Genomic DNA, 15,985 nt, shown 5'->3' on the forward strand with positions numbered 1-15,985 from the left:
CCCGGGTGGGGGCCGCCGACGGGGTGCGCCGTGTCGTGTCCGCCTCAGGGGCGGGAGGTCGGTTCAGCCCAGTCGGGTGAACCTCGCGCCGTATCCCGGCTCGCCCAGGTCCTTCTGCAGGGCGACCGGAATCATCACGGCGTGGCTGGAGCCGTCGCCGACGGTCAGCCTGCCGACGACCGTGCCGGCCTTCGCCTCGTGCGGGACCGCCTTGCCGTCGCCCCCGATGGAGAGCTTGGTCCGCAGGCCCGGCCAGCCGACCGCCGACATGTTCCGGGTGGCGACTACCGGCGTCCGGCCGCCCATCTGGTCGTCCACGTACCCGACGACCTCACCCTTCTTCACCACGGTGGCGGAGGTCAGGCTGTGCTGGATCTTGTCGATCAGCTTCTGACTGTTGGTGATCGCCAGCTGGAGGCTGTCCCAGACGCGGCCGGTGTGCGCGTCCTGGTTGAGGACCGCGCCGTAGATCGTCTGCGTCTTGCCGTCGACGACCTTCGTGGCCGCCCACACCAGGTTGCCGCCCGCCGGGGTCGACGAGCCCGTCTTCAGGCCGATCACGCCGACCTGCTTCACCAGCAGGTCGTTGTTGTTGTAGATCGTCCCGGTAGGTGCGGGGATGTCCGCCTTGGCCATGCCGACGATGCTGCGGAACACAGGGTTCTGCATGACCGTCTTCGCCAGCTTCAGCTGGTCGACGGCGGTGCTCACCGTCGACTTCTCCAGGCCGCTCGGGTCGGTGTACGTGGTGTTCGTCATGCCGAGTTGCTTGGCGGCGGCGTTCATCTTGCCGACGAAGGTCTTGTTGTCCGAGTCCCAGCGGGCCAGCAGTCGCGCCGCGTTGTTCCCGGACGGAATCATCAGCATCTGGAGCATCTGCCGCTCGGTGAACACCTGACCCTTCTTCATGGTCGCCGTCGACTCGTCCCCGATCTTGGACTCGTCCTCGGCCTGCTGGTCCGCCGTGATCTTCGGGCCGTCGTCGTTCCCCTTGAGCGGGTGCTCCTGAAGGGTGACGTACGCCGTCATGATCTTGGTGACGCTCGCGATCGGCCGCGGGGCCTGCTTGCCCTCGACACCGACCGTGCCGACGCCCTCGACCTCGATCGCCGACTGCCCCTGACCCGGCCAGGGCAGGGCGAGGTCGCCGCCACCGAACGTGTACGTCTCGTCGGCGGACAGCCCGAGGGTCGGGTTCGGCAGCGGACGTACCGCCTGCACGATCGCAAAGATGATCACGAGCAGTACGGCGAGCGGGGTCCAGATCTTGACCCGCCGCAGCACCGTGCGCACCGGGGTCTCCGGCGGCGGCGGTGTGTTCGTCAGCTCGGCGAGCAGGTCCAGCGGGGGCTTCGGCGGCAGCGGCTGCTGCGCGGTCCGCTCGGGACCGACCCGGGGCAGCGCGGCGGTGGCGTCGGCGGGCGCGGACTGCGCCGGCTTGGGCTGCGTGGACTTCGGCTGCGTGCTCTTCGGCTGCGTGGACCTGGGCTCGTCGAGCGGCTTGAGCGCTATGAACGTACTGGTGCGCTCGGACTCAGCCTCGGGCTTGGACTTGGAGTCGGCCTCGGAGCCGGAGTGGGCCGCGGGCTTGGGCTCGGCGGACGTCGACGCGGAGGACTTGGCCGCCCAGGAGGGAGCGGGCTTTCCATCCTTACCGGACTTCTCGGCCTTCTCGGGCGAGTCCGACGTCCTGGATGGCTTGGTGCCGCCGCCGAGCTTGAGCATCGTCGTCGGCTGGTCGACGGCGGGCTTGTCCGTGGACTCGTCAGAGCCGTCGGACTTACCAGACTTATCGGACTTCTCAGACTTCTCGGACGGCTTGGTGCCGCCGCCGAGCTTGAGCATCGTCGTGGGCTGGTCCACGGGGGGCCTGCGCGGGGTCTTGAAGACGGCGGTGGGCTGATCCACGGCCGGCTTGTCCTCGGCGTCGCCCGCGCCGTCCTCCGAGCCCTCGGCGTCCGCGTCGGCGTGGGCGGACGCCTCGGCCTCCGCATCGTCGTCGGAGGGTTCGTCAGCCGCCGCCTCCTCCCCGGAGGTTGCCGCGCTCGCGGGCGCGTCCTCGGGGGCGTCGGCAGCCTTCTTCGGCTCCTCCTCCGAGACGTCCTCGCTCTTCGCCTTCGAGACGCTCTCGGGCTCTCCCTCGGCCGCGCTCTCGGACCCCTCGTCCTCGGACTCCTCGGACTCCTCGGACTCCTCGTCCGACGAGCCGACGGCCTCCCCGGCACCCGCGCCCCTTGCGTCACCGGACTCGGCGTCACGCGACCCCGAATCGCCGGACCTGGCCTCATCGGACGCCGAACCCTCGGCCCCCTCGTCGCCGGAACGGTCCCCTTCCGTCCCCGACTTGGCCGCGGCGCGCTCGGCCCCGGGCTCCGCCTCCGAAGCGTCCTCAGCGTCCTCAGCGTCAGCCTCGGCCCCCGACGCGTCCTCGTCCTGAGTCTCGACCTCGGCCCCGGCCTCCGCCTCGGCCTCGTCCGCGCTCCGCACCCAGGACGCCAGCGAAGCCTCCTGCCGCGCACCGCCCTTGGCGTCCTCGGCGGTCGTGGACGACTCCTCGGCGCCCGGAGCGGCCTCGTCCGCTGCCGCGCCGGAGGAGTCCCGCAACTCGCGCGTGGACAAGACCGTCGTCGCCTGGTCGACCCTCGCCGTCTTGCCGGCCATCGCCAGCCGGGGGTCGCGGTCGCCCGCAGCCGGCCCCGGAACCGGATCCCCGCTCCCCGACGTCGTTTCCGTCGACGACTCGTGCTGCCTCGACCTGTCGGGGGACTCGCCCGCCACCGATGCCTCCTCCTTGCGCCACGCACCCGCTCGCGCGCCTTGCCGAACCGTGAACCGCCACCCGGACATCACTGCCCGAACCATGTACCAGTGTCCTGTGTGAGGACTTGACCCCTGGGCTAGACGAGAACGACATACCTATCGGTTCCACTACATTCCGGTCACGCACCCTCGACAGACCAATGTGAGAGGGGTCACCCTGTCATTCATCCACGCGGGGAGGCATGGATGGGCAGGAGCCGCAGAACAATTCCGGAGGAGCTTCTGCTGCTGGCACTGGACCCGACCACGGGTACCACTGCACAGCCGCAGTCGCTCGACCTGGGTCTGGCCGGAGCACAGCTAGTGGAGCTGGCGCTGGCCGGACGGATAGCCCCAGACGGGGATCGTATCGCCGTGGTGGTACCACGGCCGACTGGAGATCCAACTCTGGACTGTGCGTTGGAGTTGCTGCGCAGGCGCGGCGCTCCGGTACGGGCCGTCCACTGGATCGGCGGGCCACGTCTCGGACTGCGCCAGATCTATCTGTCACATCTGGAGCGGTGCGGCATGGTCCAGGCCGTGCCGGGCCAGATGTGCGGGGTGCTGCCGACGACGCGCTACCAGGCGACGGACACGACCATCAGCCGGGAGATCAGGGCCCGGCTGGATTCAGCGATCCGCACCGGCGTCCCGCCGGACCCGCGGACCGCTGCGCTTGCCGCGCTGGCCCACGCGGTCGGTCTCGGCAAGCACCTGTATCCGGGCAACGAGGGACGCTCGTCCCGCTCCCGGCTGCGGGATCTGATCAGGCACGACCCCATGGGCGGCCTCGTGGCGCACGCCGTGATGGACGTCCAGAACGGCGCGGCCGCGCAGCCACGCCGTGCCCCGGCCCCGGCCGGCCGTCAGGCCACCGCGGCCAGGACAGCACCGGAACCGGCCCGTGGTGTTCCGATGCAGCCGCGTCGCGGATCCATGGCCCGCGTCGTGGCCCACTGAGCCGTCGGCCCGCGCGGGGCGAGGGGACCGTACGTCCGTCGGGACGGCACGGTCTCCTCGCCCCGCGCGGCCGTGTGCCGACGCCGGCCCGGGCCGCACCGCGACACATAAAAGGCCCACGGCCACTGCGGCCGGCTCACGCCCGAGGAAGGCCCAAAGAGGGCTCAAGTCGCGCGTACGCAGCGCATATCCGCTGTTTCCCAGCGGTAGTAAGCACCTTGGTGGCAATCTGCTCAGCAGCAGATACGCAAAGTAGAGGCAGTAGCCGGAGGTGCACGTCCGTGGCGTCGAATGTCAATCCCACCGTCCGGCGGCGCCGACTGGGTCAGGAGCTTCGCAAGCTCCGTGAACTCAAGGGCATGACCGCCGAAGAGGTCGCCGAGCGCCTGCTCGTCTCCCAGTCGAAGATCAGCCGACTGGAAAACGGCCGCCGCAGCATCAGCCAGCGCGACGTACGCGACCTGTGCGGCGTGTACGAGGTGGAGGACCAGCGCGTCGTCGACTCGCTGATGGAGATGGCGCGTGATTCGCGGCAGCAAGGCTGGTGGCACGCGTTCGGGGACATCCCCTACAGCGTCTACATCGGACTGGAGACGGACGCGGAGTCGCTGCGGGTCTACGAGCCCCAGGTCATCACCGGTCTGCTGCAGACCCGCTCCTACGCCGAGGCGCTCATCCAGGGCGCGCTGCCGGAGACGTCGGCCGCGGACGTCGAGAAGCGGGTACAGGTGCGGATGCGACGCCAGGACCGCATCGCCGCCGAGAACAACCCGCTGCGTCTGTGGGTGGTGCTGGACGAGGCCGCGCTGAGCCGGGTCGTCGGCAACAACCATGTGATGCGGGAGCAGCTGGAGCACCTCGGCGAGCTGTCCCACCTTCCGCATGTGACCGTGCAGGTACTGCCGTTCGAGGCTGGCGCGCATCCCGGTCTGAACGGGCAGTACGCGATTCTGGAGTTCTCCGACGCGGCCGACTCCAGCGTCGTGTACCTGGAGGGCGTCACCAGTGACCTGTACCTGGAAAAGGCCAACGACGTGCAGAAGTACGCCGTGATGTACGAGCATCTGCGGGCACAGGCGCTCAGCGTGGAAAAGTCCCGCCAGTTCATCGCGGACGTGGCCAAGAGGTACGCGGATTCCACGTGAGATCCCGCCCCGGGCCTCCGTACGAGCGGGCGGCGAACCATACACCAGTGAAACCTTCGACCGGAAGGCTCTATTGGAATATGCCATCCGGTCGAGTGAATGGCCACTCCGGGCAGAGATGTTGCCGAGTAGCTTCGATCACGCCATCAGCCAGACAAGTTGGCGTGATTCGGGTCGCGCGCACCGACAGAGCGCGCGACCCGATGACAGCACGACTGCAACTCAGCAACTCAGCAACTCGCTACGGAGTGAACATGGCCGTTCTTCAGGGGGCCACGGAAACGTGGACCAAGTCGTCGTATTCGACGGGCAACGGCGCCTGCGTCGAGGTCAAATCTCCCATCGTGGCGGCGCTCGCCGTGCGCGACTCCAAGGTTCCCGAGGGGCCCGTCCTGGCTTTCCCGGCCGACGCCTGGAACGCCTTCGTGACGTCGATCAAGTAGCACCGACCGCCACAATTCCATAGCAAGCAGTAGCGACAGAGCCCTCTCGACTGGCCCGCCGTCCCGGCCGAGGGGGCACGTCCGTCTCGTGGGGCGAGTGAGCCGGGACGCCGCACGGTTCAGCGGAGGTCGCTCACATACCGATCCGTCCCCGGCAGCGTGGGAACGAACGGCGCCACCAGTTCCACCCTCCCCAGGCCCGTTTCCCTCACCGCGGTGTCCGCGGTCGTGAAGTGTGGCTCCCAGCACCGCCCCGGGTCCGCCTCCAGGAACCACAGCAGGGTGAGGCGGGTGTCCACGCCCTCCACCTGTTTCACATATGTCATACGGTCGCCGGGCAGCGGGGTCGGGCGGAAGACGGTGACCATGGCGGCGGGGGAGCCCGTGAGGCGGGTGGGGAGATGGCGGCCCCGCAGCCATTCGAGCAGTTCGGCCCGCTGCTCCGGCCCCTCCGCGTCGACGACCTCCAGGACCAGACCCGCGTAGGGATGGTCCAGCGCGTGCACGTCCCGGGGGCCCGCCGCGCCGTCCCGGTACACCGTGGTCTCGTGGTCCTGGAAGGCCGTGAAGACATGGGTGCGGTCCCGGTAGACGCGGGCGTCGCGGTTGAGGCGCTTGTTGATCGCGACCGTCCAGCGCATGTGGTCGTCGTAGCGGCCGTCCGTGATCCAGTACGTCGAGAGATAGCAGCCCGCCGTGACCGGCTGGGCCACGGCCGACTTCTCCGGGTAGCGCAGGAGTTGCAGATCCCGGGTGGCCACCCAGCGGCGGCCCGCGAACATCCAGGGCATGGCCATGGCGCCGGCGTAGTAGTGGTCGTCCTCGTACCAGCGGTTGTACGCGTACTCGTGCCCCGGGTGCGGTTCCACCATGGTGATCAGGGCATGGCCCGGACGGACGCCGTAGGGCCCCACGGCGGCCAGTTCCGCGTACACCGCGCTGCGCGTGTCCTCACCCATCGCCGTTCCCCTTTCCCTTCCCTCCTCCGCCGGACCCACCTACTCTGACGGTCCGTCAGGAAATCCGCCATATCCGGGAGGACCGATGTCACTGCTCCAGGGCAAGACGGTCGTGGTGTCGGGGGTCGGCGCCGGGCTCGGTCACCAGGTCGCGGCGGCCGTGGTGCGGGACGGCGGCAACGCGGTGCTCGGCGCCCGCACGGAGGAGAACCTCGCCAAGTCCGCCACCGCCATCGATCCGGAGGGCACACGCACGGCCTACCGGGCGACGGACGTCACCGACGAGGCGCAGTGCGAGGCGCTCGCGGCGCTGGCGCTGGAACGGTTCGGGGGCATCGACGCGGTGGTCCATGTCGCCGCGTGGGACAGCCACTTCGGCGGCCTCCAGGACGCGGATTTCGCCACCTGGCACGCGGTCATCGACGTGAACCTGATGGGCACCCTGCGGATGACACGGGCCTGTCTGCCGGGGCTCAGGGAGGGCGGCGGCTCGGTGGTCCTCATCGGCACCCAGTCCTCGGTGGCCGCGCCGTCCCAAGTGCGGCAGGCGGCGTACGCGGCGTCGAAGGGGGCGCTCACCAGCGCCATGTACTCGCTCGCCCGGGAGCTCGGCCCCCACCGGATCCGGGTCAACACCGTGCTGCCCGGCTGGATGTGGGGCCCGCCCGTCCAGGCCTACGTCCGGTTCACCGCCCACACCGAGGGCGTACCGGAGGGGGAGGTGACCCGGCGCCTGACGGACCGGATGGCGCTGCCGGAGCTGGCCACCGACGGCGATGTGGCGGACGCGGTCGTCTTCCTGGCCTCCGACCGGGCGCGGGCGATCACGGGTCAGTCCCTGCTCGTGAACGCCGGCGAACTGATGCGCTGACGACTCCGGACCCGTCGCATCGGCGGCTCCTCGCGTCGGCGTGACGTCGTCGAATGTCTCGCGTCTCCCCTCCGGGCCGTACGGGACCCGCATCCCGTGCGCCCTGTCCGTCGCGCCTGATCCATCCGATCCACCCGATCCATCGGATGTCTGTCGACTGGCGAAGTGCCCGCCCATGGTGTGGTCCGCGTCACGCGTGCGACAACCGGCGGACGGGTCAAAGGAACGTAAAATCGTTCGACTTGCTGACTTACGTTCATATCCGTGACCGAGAAAAGTCTTGACCATCCGTCTGACCGGCGGTTCAATCCCCGAAGTCCCCGCTCCCGCACGGGGGCGCCGCCCGTGTGTGCGTACTGGCGAAGTGCCGTCCGGTAAGTGCAGGTTCACAAGGCGGACCCCTGGAGGGGGCACATGAACGGTCTCGACTGGGCCGTCCTGGTCGCGTACTTCGGCGTGATGACCGCGATCGGTGTCTGGTCCCACAAACGCGTCGACAACGTCAGCGACTTCTTCACCGCGGGCGGCAGGATGCCCTGGTGGCTGTCGGGCATCTCGCACCACATGTCGGGCTACAGCGCGGTGATGTTCACTGGCTACGCCGGCATCGCCTACACCTACGGCGTCACGTCGTACGTCACCTGGGCACTGCCCATCGCCATCGGCGTACTGATCGGCGCGAAGCTGTTCGCGCCACGGCTGAACCGGCTGCGTTCACGGCTGCACGTGGCCTCGCCGCTGGAGTATCTGAAGGACCGCTACAACGTCTCCACCCAGCAGGCCCTGGCCTGGTCCGGGATCCTGCTGAAGATCGTCGACGTGGGCGCGAAATGGGCGGCGATCGCGACCCTGCTCAGCGTCTTCACCGGGGTCACCCTCACCCAGGGCATCCTCATCACCGGTGGCATCACGGCCGTGTACTGCACGATCGGCGGCCTGTGGGCGGACGCGCTGACCGAACTGGGCCAGTTCGTCATCCAGTTGCTCGCGGGCCTCGCCATGCTGATCATCGCGCTGCACAAGATCTCCGACCAGGGCGGTCTGTCCAAGGCGCTGGACTCGCCGAAGCTGGCCGGTCACGGACACGGGTTCGCGGGCCCGTACATGACGGTCTTCTTCATCGCGTATCTGTTCATCAAGCTCTTCGAGTACAACGGGGGCATGTGGAACCAGGCTCAGCGCTACATGGCCACGGGCAGCCCCCGGCAGGCGACACGCTCCGCCCTGCTGTCGGCCGGCCTGTGGTTCGTCTGGCCGGTCATCCTCTTCATCCCGATGTGGCTGTCCCCGCTCCTGGTCACGGCGAAGAAGCCGGACGGCTCGGACGCGTACGGCCTGATGTCCGAACAGCTGCTGCCGCACGGGCTGCTGGGTCTGGTGGTCGTCGGCTTCTTCTCGCACACGATGGCCATGTGCTCCTCCGACGCGAACGCGATCGCGGCCGTGTTCACCCGGGACGTGGTGCCGGTGTTCTCGAAGGCGGCCCGGACGTGGAACGCCCGGGCCGGTCTGATCGCGGGCCGGGTCACCACGGTCGCCTTCCTCGGCCTGTCGATGGCGGTGGCGACCCAGGTCAACTCCCCCACCTTCAAGGACATCATCACGGTGGTCATCAAGTGGGTGGCCGGTCTGATGGGTCCGATCGCGATCCCGTTCATCCTCGGTCTGCTGCGCCCGTTCCGCCGCTCGGGCCCGACGGCGGCGCTCGTCAGCTGGGCGGCCGGTCTGCTCGCGTTCTTCTTCGTCAACTACCACCTGGACTTCTCCCAGCGCTCGGACGTGAAGCTGGAGTACCAGGTGGCGCTGCCCATGGTGATCTCGCTGGTGCTGTACGTCGTGATCGGCCTGATCAAGCCGGAGGACACCCCGGAGCGGGACGCGATCATCGAGACGCTGAACACGGACGACGACGGCACGGCGGTCACCGTCCCGGCGGCGGGCACGCCCGGTACGACGGACACGACCGGCACCACGACGAGCCCCTCGGGCGTGTAGCCGGTCCGCGCCCGGAGTCCTCGGGTACGGCCCCTACGCCCGCGGATACCGCACGAGCCACCCCGGGGACGACCCGCCCGGCCCGTGCAGCGCAGGGCTCTGCGTCATCTCCATGGCGAAGTCGTCCGCCAGCACCAGCATCGTGGGACGGCCCTCCAGTTCGGCCAGCCAGGCCGGCGGGAGGGCCGTCTCGCCGTGCAGCGCCCCGAGCAGTCCGCCCGTCAGCGCCCCCGTGGCCGCCGAGGGCCCGCCGTGGTTCACCGCGAGGCACAGCGCGTGCCGTACGTCCTCCCCCACGAGCGCGCAGTACACGGCGACCGCGAGCGCCCCGTCCGCCGTACCGGCGCCGGCCAGCTCCTCGATCCGGGCGGCCGTGGGCATGCCCTGCCGCACGGCGCCCAGGGCGCGCTGCAGCGCGTCCCCGACCGGCTGGTGTCCCGGCCGCGGGGCCAGCAGCGCGAGTGCGCGCTGTACGGCCGCGTCGAGGATCTCCCCGCGGGCCAGCGCGTGCACGATCACGGCGTACGCGCCCGCGGCGAAGTACGCGGTGGGGTGCCCGTGGGTCTGTGCCGCGCACTCGATCGCCAGCTGCAGCACCAGCTGCGGATCCCAGCCGACGAGCAGCCCGAAGGGCGCGGAGCGGGCCGCCGCGTCGGGGCCCGGCTCGCCGGGGTTCTTGGGCGCGTCCAGCGTGCCCATGGTGCCGTCGGCGAGTCCGAGCAGACAGGCCCGGGACGGGGAGCGGCGGGCGTACAGCCACTCCTCGCGGGCCAGCCAGCCGTCCTCCGTGCGGCGCTCGTCGGGCCCCCAGTCGTGCTGGGTGACCGCCCAGCGCAGATACGCCCGGTGCAGATCGGTCGGCGGGTGCCAGGCGCCGGTGTCCCGGCGGACCTGGGCGCGGACGAGCCCGTCGAAGGAGAACAGCGTGAGCTGGGTGTGCCGGCTGATCGCGCCGCGCCCGTCGGGTCCGGAGGCGAGGTCGGCGAGCCCCTCGGGCCCGTGCGCCTCCTGGATCCGCTCCAGGGACAGCCCGTCGACCGGGGCGCCCAGCGCGTCGCCGACGGCCGCGCCGAGCAGCGTGCCGCGCACGCGGCTGCGGAAGTCCTGCTGCTCGGCGCGACCCCAGACGGCACCGGATGTCGCACCCACCTCAGGCCTCCTCCTGGCACCGCCCGTACGTCCGACGCGCAGCACTGTAATCGAACGGAGACGATCAGTCGGGAGCGCCTGGCCGTCATGCACACCACACTTCGGTGTGCGCCCGAAAATGATCTAGGAGCGGCCGGAAGCCCTCTCCATAGTGGGACCATGGCCGAAACCAGAACCCCCCGCCCCCTGCCCGCACTTCGTGTCGCCGCTACCTCCCTCGTCGGCACCGTCGCCCTCTACATCGCACTCGTCGCGTTCGGGAACATCACCGACTTCGGAACCAACCAGCAGTTCGTCCGCCATGTTCTGGCCATGGACACCACGTTCAAGGACGGCGATCTGATGTGGCACGCGATCACCTCGCACGCCCTTCAGGACTCCGCCTACGTCGCGATCATCGTCTGGGAGACGGCGGCGGCGCTGCTCCTGATCGCCGCGACCTGGCTGTGGGCCCGGCGCCACCCGAGCGCCCGGCGGCTGTCCACCGTCGGCCTGTCGATGCTTCTGCTGCTGTTCGGCGCGGGCTTCATCGCGATAGGCGGGGAGTGGTTCGCGATGTGGCAGTCCAAGACGTGGAACGGTCTGGACGCGGCCACCCGCATCATCGTCCTGACCGGCGTGGTCCTCCTGGTGACCAACCTGCCGGGAGCAGCCGCTGAGGACAGCTGACCCCTCCGGGACGCCCCGTCGACGAGACCGCGGATCCCCGCCGGCCCGGACCCCACCGCACGTCTCCCCGTCGGCCGACCGACAGGAGCACGGTGAGGTGACCGGGCCGGCTCGACCCCTCAGTCCAGTACCGGCAGCAGTTCCGGCAGATGCCCGTCCGACGCCGCCGCCGCGCGCCGGCGTTCCTCCGGGACCTCGCCGTAGAGCGTCGTACGGGGCTTCGCCGGGCGGCCCGCCGCCTCGGCCACCGCGACCAGCTCCCTGACCGACTTGTACGAGCCGTACGAGGAGCCCGCCATACGGGAGATGGTCTCCTCCATCAGCGTGCCGCCCAGGTCGTTGGCGCCGGAGCGGAGCATCTCCGCCGCGCCCTCGGCCCCCAGTTTCACCCAGCTGGTCTGGATGTTGGGGATGTGGGGATGGAGCAGCAGCCTCGCCATCGCCGTCACCGCGCGGTTGTCCCGCAGGGTCGGGCCGGGGCGGGCGATGCCCGCCAGATAGACGGGGGCGTTGGTGTGGATGAAGGGGAGGGTGACGAACTCCGTGAAGCCGCCCGTCCGCTGCTGGATGCGGGAGAGGGTGCGGAAGTGGCCGAGCCAGTGGCGGGGCTGGTCCACATGGCCGTACATCATCGTCGAGGAGGACCGGATGCCCAGCTCATGGGCGGTCGAGACGACCTCGATCCAGGTCGCCGTCGGCAGCTTGCCCTTGGTGAGCACCCAGCGGACCTCGTCGTCCAGGATCTCCGCCGCCGTGCCGGGGATCGTGTCGAGGCCCGCCTCCTTCGCCGCCGTCAGCCACTCGCGGATCGACAGTCCGGTGCGGGTGGCGCCGTTCACCACCTCCATCGGGGAGAAGGCGTGCACATGCATGCCGGGGACCCGGGACTTCACCGCCCTGACGATGTCGAAGTACGCCGTTCCGGGCAGGTCGGGATGGATGCCGCCCTGCATGCAGACCTCCACCGCGCCCACGTCCCACGCCTGCTGGGCCCGGTCGGCGACCTGCTCCAGCGACAGCGTGTAGGCGTCGGCGTCCGTGCGGCGCTGGGCGAACGCGCAGAAGCGGCAGCCGGTGTAGCAGACATTGGTGAAGTTGATGTTCCTGGTGACGATGTAGGTGACGTCGTCGCCCACCGCCGACGTGCGCACGTCGTCCGCGATCCGGCACAGCGCGTCCAGGGCGGGACCGTCCGCGTGCAGCAGGGCGAGCGCCTCGGCGTCCGTCAGCCGCGTGGGGTCGTCGGCCGCCGTGCGCAGTGCCGCCCGTACGTCCGCGTCGATGCGCTCGGGCGCCATGCCCGGCGCGGCCGCCTCCCGCAGCGCCTCCCAGTCGCCGTAGACCTCGTCGAAGTCGTCCCGGCGGTCGCCCGTGCGGCCGTCGGTGTCGATCGTGCGGTGCAGATCGGTGCGCCCGGCGGAGGTGAACACCTCCTCCGGCTCCTGCCACGGGTGCCCCTCGACCACCGCGTCCGGCCGGGCCAGTCCCGTCTCGGGGTCGGCGAGGGCGTCCACGTGCGGCCGCAGCCGCGGGTCCAGCCAGGGCTCCCCGCGCCGCACGAACTCCGGGTAGACGCAGAGGCGTTCGCGCAGTTCGAAACCGGCCACCGCGGAACGCTCCCGCAGCTGCTCGATCTGCGGCCACGGCCGCTCCGGGTTCACATGGTCGATGGTCAGCGGGGACACCCCGCCCCAGTCGTCGATGCCGGCGCCGATGAGCCGCTCGTACTCGTCGTCCACCAGGTTCGGCGGCGCCTGGAGACAGGCGCTCGGGCCCATGATGTGCCGGGCCACCGCCACCGTGGCGACCAGTTCGTCGAGTTCCGCGTCCGGCATCCCGCGCATCGCCGTGTCCGGCTTGGCGCGGAAGTTCTGGATGATCAGCTCCTGTACCCCGTGGTACGCCCGCGCCACCTTCCGCAGCGCGAACAGCGACTCGGCGCGCTCCTCGTAGGTCTCGCCGATCCCGATCAGGAGTCCGGAGGTGAAGGGCACCGAGGAACGGCCCGCGTCCTCCAGGACCCGCAGCCGCACCGCCGGTTCCTTGTCCGGGGAGCCGTAGTGGGGTCCGCCCGGCTCGGACCACAGCCGCCGGGCCGTCGTCTCCAGCATCATCCCCATCGACGGCGCCACCGGCTTCAGCCGCTGGAAGTCCGTCCACGACATGACGCCCGGGTTGAGATGGGGCAGCAGGCCCGTCTCCTCCAGGATCCGGATCGAGATGGCCCGGACATAGGCGATCGTGTCGTCGTAGCCGTGCGCGTCCAGCCACTCGCGGGCCTCGGGCCAGCGGTCCTCCGGCTTGTCGCCGAGGGTGATCAGGGCCTCCTTGCAGCCCAGGGCCGCACCCTTGCGGGCGATGTCGAGGACCTCGTCCGGAGACATGAACATCCCGTGCCCGGCCCGGCGCAGCTTGCCGGGGACCGTGACGAAGGTGCAGTAGTGGCACTTGTCCCGGCACAGTCGGGTCAGCGGGACGAAGACGCTCTTCGAGTAGGTGATGACACCCGGCCGGCCCGCGGCCGCGAGGCCCGCGTCCCGCACCCGGGCGGCGGACGCGGCGAGGTCGTCCAGATCGGCGGCGCGGGCCTGGAGCAGCACCGCGGCCTCGGTGACGTCGAGTGCGACACCCTCTCGAGCACGTTTGAGGGCGCGACGCATGGAGTTCTCGGTGGGGCCGGTTCCGGAGGTCGCGGAAGTCGTCATCCTCCGAGCATACGTTTGCCGTGATCAGCACAGAGGGGCGGACGGGCAACGGCAGGGCGGCCGGACACCAGGGGTGTCAACGCTCGCACGGGCACCGGATGTTCCGACGACACGCGGCGGGCGATCGGCTTCCTGTGCGCCGGAGTTCACGGCCGGAGGAGACAGTGTCTGGTGCGACCCCTGCCCACCCCCTGTCATCCGACACGTTGGGAGCAGCAGCATGTGCGAGGACGACCACGGCATCGGCAGACGCGCACTGTTCGTGACGAGCGCGGCCGTCGCCCTTACGTTGGGAACCGTGAGCTTCTCCAGCGGTCCCGCGGCCGAGGCGGCCGACAACCAGGAGACGAGGACGGTGCGCGGCACCCTGCCGCCCGGCTCCCCCGACTTCGTCTACCTCCCCGTCGACGTCCCCGCGGGCGTCCGGGAGATCAAGGTCGCCTACACCTACGAAAAGCCGTCCGTCCCGGCCGGCACCCAGGGCAACGCCCTCGACATCGGCCTCTTCGACGAGCGCGGCACCGAGCTGGGCGGCACGGGCTTCCGCGGCTGGTCCGGCGGCGCGCGCTCGGAGTTCTTCGTCCGCGCGGACGACGCGACCCCCGGCTATCTGCCCGGCCCGGTACACCCCGGCACCTGGCACATCGCCCTGGGCCCCTACACGGTGGCCCCGCAGGGCCTGGCCTACGAGATCACCATCACCCTCGCCTACGGCGAACAGGGCGTCACCCCGGCGCCGGTGTACCCGCCGTCCCGGGCCAAGGGACGGGGCCGCGCCTGGTACCGCGGCGACTGCCATATGCACTCCTGGTATTCCGACGGCCGCCGCACGCCCGCCGAGATCGCGGCGCTGGCCCGGGCCGCGGGCCTGGACTTCATCAACACCTCCGAGCACAACACGAACTCCTCGCACGCGCACTGGGCCGACCAGGCGGGCGACAACCTGCTGATCATGCTGGGCGAGGAGGTGACGACCCGGAACGGCCATGTGCTCGCGCTGGGCACCGACCCGGGCACCTTCGTCGACTGGCGCTACCGGGCACGTGACAACCGCTGGGCCCGGTTCGCCCGGGAGATCCACCGGGCGGGCGGACTGGTCGTGCCCGCCCATCCGCACGCCACCTGCGTCGGATGCGGCTGGAAGTTCGGCTTCGCCGAGGCGGACGCGGTGGAGGTGTGGAACGGCCCGTTCACCCCGGACGACGAGGCGACGCTGGCGGAGTGGGACAACACGCTGGTGGCGTCGGTCCGGGAGGGGCACGGCCACTGGCTCCCGGCGATGGGCAACAGCGACGCGCACCGCGACCCCGACGCGATCGGCACCCCGCAGACGGTGGTCCTCGCGGACGACCTGACCAGGGAGGCCGTCCAGGAGGGGATCCGCGCGGGCCGCTCGTACGTCGCCGAGTCGAAGAACGTCTCGCTGACCTTCGGCGTCTCGGGCGGCCACGGCGAGCACGCGGGGATCGGCGAGCGGCTGCGGGTGGACCCCGACACCCCGGTCACGGTCCGGCTGGAGGCGCAGGGCGTGCCCCGCTGCACGGTCCGCTTCGTCACCGACCAGGGCACGCTGTTCACGAGCGATCCGCTGCCGGTGTCGGGGTCGGGCACGGTGGAGTGGCACACGACACCGTCGTACGCGGCCTACGTCCGGGCGGAGCTGCGGCACGAGGCGGCGGCGGGCCCGGTGCCGGGTGTCCTGGCCGCGTTCACAAACCCGATCTTCCTGGGCCGGTCGTAGCGCCCTGGGCCACCGGCCGTTCACCGGGGGCGCGGCGGTCCTTCGCTCGGGGCGCGCGGACTTTTCCGCGCGCCCCGCTCAGCCGTCTGCCAGACTGCGCTGAGGGCCTCGCTCTTCACGTCGTCAGGGGGAACACACGACCATGCCGGGCTTCACCGACCTCAAGTACCGCGCGGTCACTGCGCTCCAGCGCCATGTCGTCAATCCTGTGCAGCGCCGTATGCCCCTCCAGACGCTCCTGGAGACCACGGGCCGCGTCTCGGGCCTGCCGCGCCGGACCCCCCTCGGCGGGCGCCGCATCGGCGACTCCTTCTGGCTGGTGTCCGAGCACGGCGAGAAGTCCCAGTACATCCGCAACATCCAGGCCGATCCCCGGGTGCGCGTCCGCATCGGGGGCCGCTGGTACCCGGGCACGGCCCATCCGCTCCCCGACGACGACGCCCGGGCCCGGCTGCGGACGCTGCCCCGCCTCAACAGCACGGCGGTACAGGCGCTCGGCACGGAACTGCTCACGGTCCGGGTGGACCTGGACGCCTGAGGCGGTCCCCG

General features: G+C 70.6%; 12 protein-coding genes. 8 read left to right on the forward strand and 4 right to left on the reverse strand.

Annotated features, from left to right (window positions below; all coding sequences use genetic code 11):
• Window positions 1-63 precede the first annotated feature (63 nt).
• Entirely contained in the window at window positions 64-2,778 is a 2,715-nt protein-coding gene (locus tag ACFYX0_RS35760; RefSeq protein WP_388976893.1) for a D-alanyl-D-alanine carboxypeptidase, read from the reverse strand.
• Window positions 2,779-3,006: 228 nt separating this feature from the next.
• Here ACFYX0_RS35760 and ACFYX0_RS35765 point away from each other — a divergent pair, with 228 nt between their 5' ends.
• The 3 genes from ACFYX0_RS35765 to ACFYX0_RS35775 all read left to right on the forward strand — a co-directional run bounded on the left by ACFYX0_RS35765 (window position 3,007) and on the right by ACFYX0_RS35775 (window position 5,347).
• The gene (locus ACFYX0_RS35765) at window positions 3,007-3,759 is read left to right on the forward strand and encodes a GPP34 family phosphoprotein (RefSeq protein ID WP_388976896.1); all 753 of its coding nucleotides are present in this window, start codon (window positions 3,007-3,009) and stop codon (window positions 3,757-3,759) included.
• 281 nt (window positions 3,760-4,040) lie between these two features.
• Window positions 4,041-4,904, forward strand: a complete 864-nt coding sequence (locus ACFYX0_RS35770) for a helix-turn-helix domain-containing protein (protein ID WP_388976899.1) — start codon at window positions 4,041-4,043, stop codon at window positions 4,902-4,904.
• 254 nt (window positions 4,905-5,158) lie between these two features.
• Window positions 5,159-5,347, forward strand: coding sequence for a DUF397 domain-containing protein (locus tag ACFYX0_RS35775; RefSeq protein WP_388976901.1), 189 nt, complete (start codon window positions 5,159-5,161; stop codon window positions 5,345-5,347).
• Between the two features lie 119 nt (window positions 5,348-5,466).
• Here the strand turns inward: ACFYX0_RS35775 and ACFYX0_RS35780 are convergent, their stop codons facing one another.
• Entirely contained in the window at window positions 5,467-6,306 is an 840-nt protein-coding gene (locus ACFYX0_RS35780; RefSeq protein WP_388976903.1) for a hypothetical protein, read from the reverse strand.
• Between the two features lie 85 nt (window positions 6,307-6,391).
• On the opposite strand from ACFYX0_RS35780, the gene ACFYX0_RS35785 reads away from it, so the two are divergent.
• Both ACFYX0_RS35785 and ACFYX0_RS35790 read left to right on the forward strand, forming a co-directional pair.
• Window positions 6,392-7,177: an SDR family oxidoreductase gene (locus ACFYX0_RS35785; RefSeq protein ID WP_388976905.1), complete on the forward strand. Its 786-nt coding sequence runs from the start codon at window positions 6,392-6,394 to the stop codon at window positions 7,175-7,177.
• A gap of 414 nt (window positions 7,178-7,591) precedes the next feature.
• Entirely contained in the window at window positions 7,592-9,172 is a 1,581-nt protein-coding gene (locus ACFYX0_RS35790; RefSeq protein WP_388976907.1) for a sodium:solute symporter family protein, read from the forward strand.
• Window positions 9,173-9,205: 33 nt separating this feature from the next.
• Here the strand turns inward: ACFYX0_RS35790 and ACFYX0_RS35795 are convergent, their stop codons facing one another.
• A complete protein-coding gene (locus ACFYX0_RS35795; RefSeq protein WP_388976909.1) occupies window positions 9,206-10,321 on the reverse strand; it encodes an ADP-ribosylglycohydrolase family protein in 1,116 nt (371 codons plus the stop codon).
• A gap of 159 nt (window positions 10,322-10,480) precedes the next feature.
• Here ACFYX0_RS35795 and ACFYX0_RS35800 point away from each other — a divergent pair, with 159 nt between their 5' ends.
• Window positions 10,481-10,990 carry a DUF2165 domain-containing protein gene (locus ACFYX0_RS35800; protein ID WP_355906907.1) on the forward strand — a complete coding sequence of 170 codons (510 nt, stop codon included), beginning with the start codon at window positions 10,481-10,483 and terminating at the stop codon, window positions 10,988-10,990.
• A 119-nt stretch (window positions 10,991-11,109) separates the two neighbouring features.
• Here the strand turns inward: ACFYX0_RS35800 and ACFYX0_RS35805 are convergent, their stop codons facing one another.
• Window positions 11,110-13,695 (reverse strand): bifunctional FO biosynthesis protein CofGH, encoded by a 2,586-nt coding sequence (locus tag ACFYX0_RS35805; protein ID WP_388976911.1) that lies wholly within the window; start codon window positions 13,693-13,695, stop codon window positions 11,110-11,112.
• A 220-nt stretch (window positions 13,696-13,915) separates the two neighbouring features.
• Between ACFYX0_RS35805 and ACFYX0_RS35810 the strand changes: the two genes are divergently transcribed.
• Together ACFYX0_RS35810 and ACFYX0_RS35815 are read left to right on the forward strand one after the other, a co-directional pair.
• Window positions 13,916-15,436, forward strand: a complete 1,521-nt coding sequence (locus ACFYX0_RS35810; RefSeq protein ID WP_388976914.1) for a CehA/McbA family metallohydrolase — start codon at window positions 13,916-13,918, stop codon at window positions 15,434-15,436.
• A 142-nt stretch (window positions 15,437-15,578) separates the two neighbouring features.
• Window positions 15,579-15,974 carry a nitroreductase family deazaflavin-dependent oxidoreductase gene (locus ACFYX0_RS35815; RefSeq protein ID WP_311695425.1) on the forward strand — a complete coding sequence of 132 codons (396 nt, stop codon included), beginning with the start codon at window positions 15,579-15,581 and terminating at the stop codon, window positions 15,972-15,974.
• The last annotated feature ends 11 nt before the right edge of the window (window positions 15,975-15,985 follow it).

Source organism: Streptomyces sp. NPDC002573 (assembly GCF_042889625.1).
Lineage (GTDB): Bacteria > Actinomycetota > Actinomycetes > Streptomycetales > Streptomycetaceae > Streptomyces > Streptomyces gibsoniae.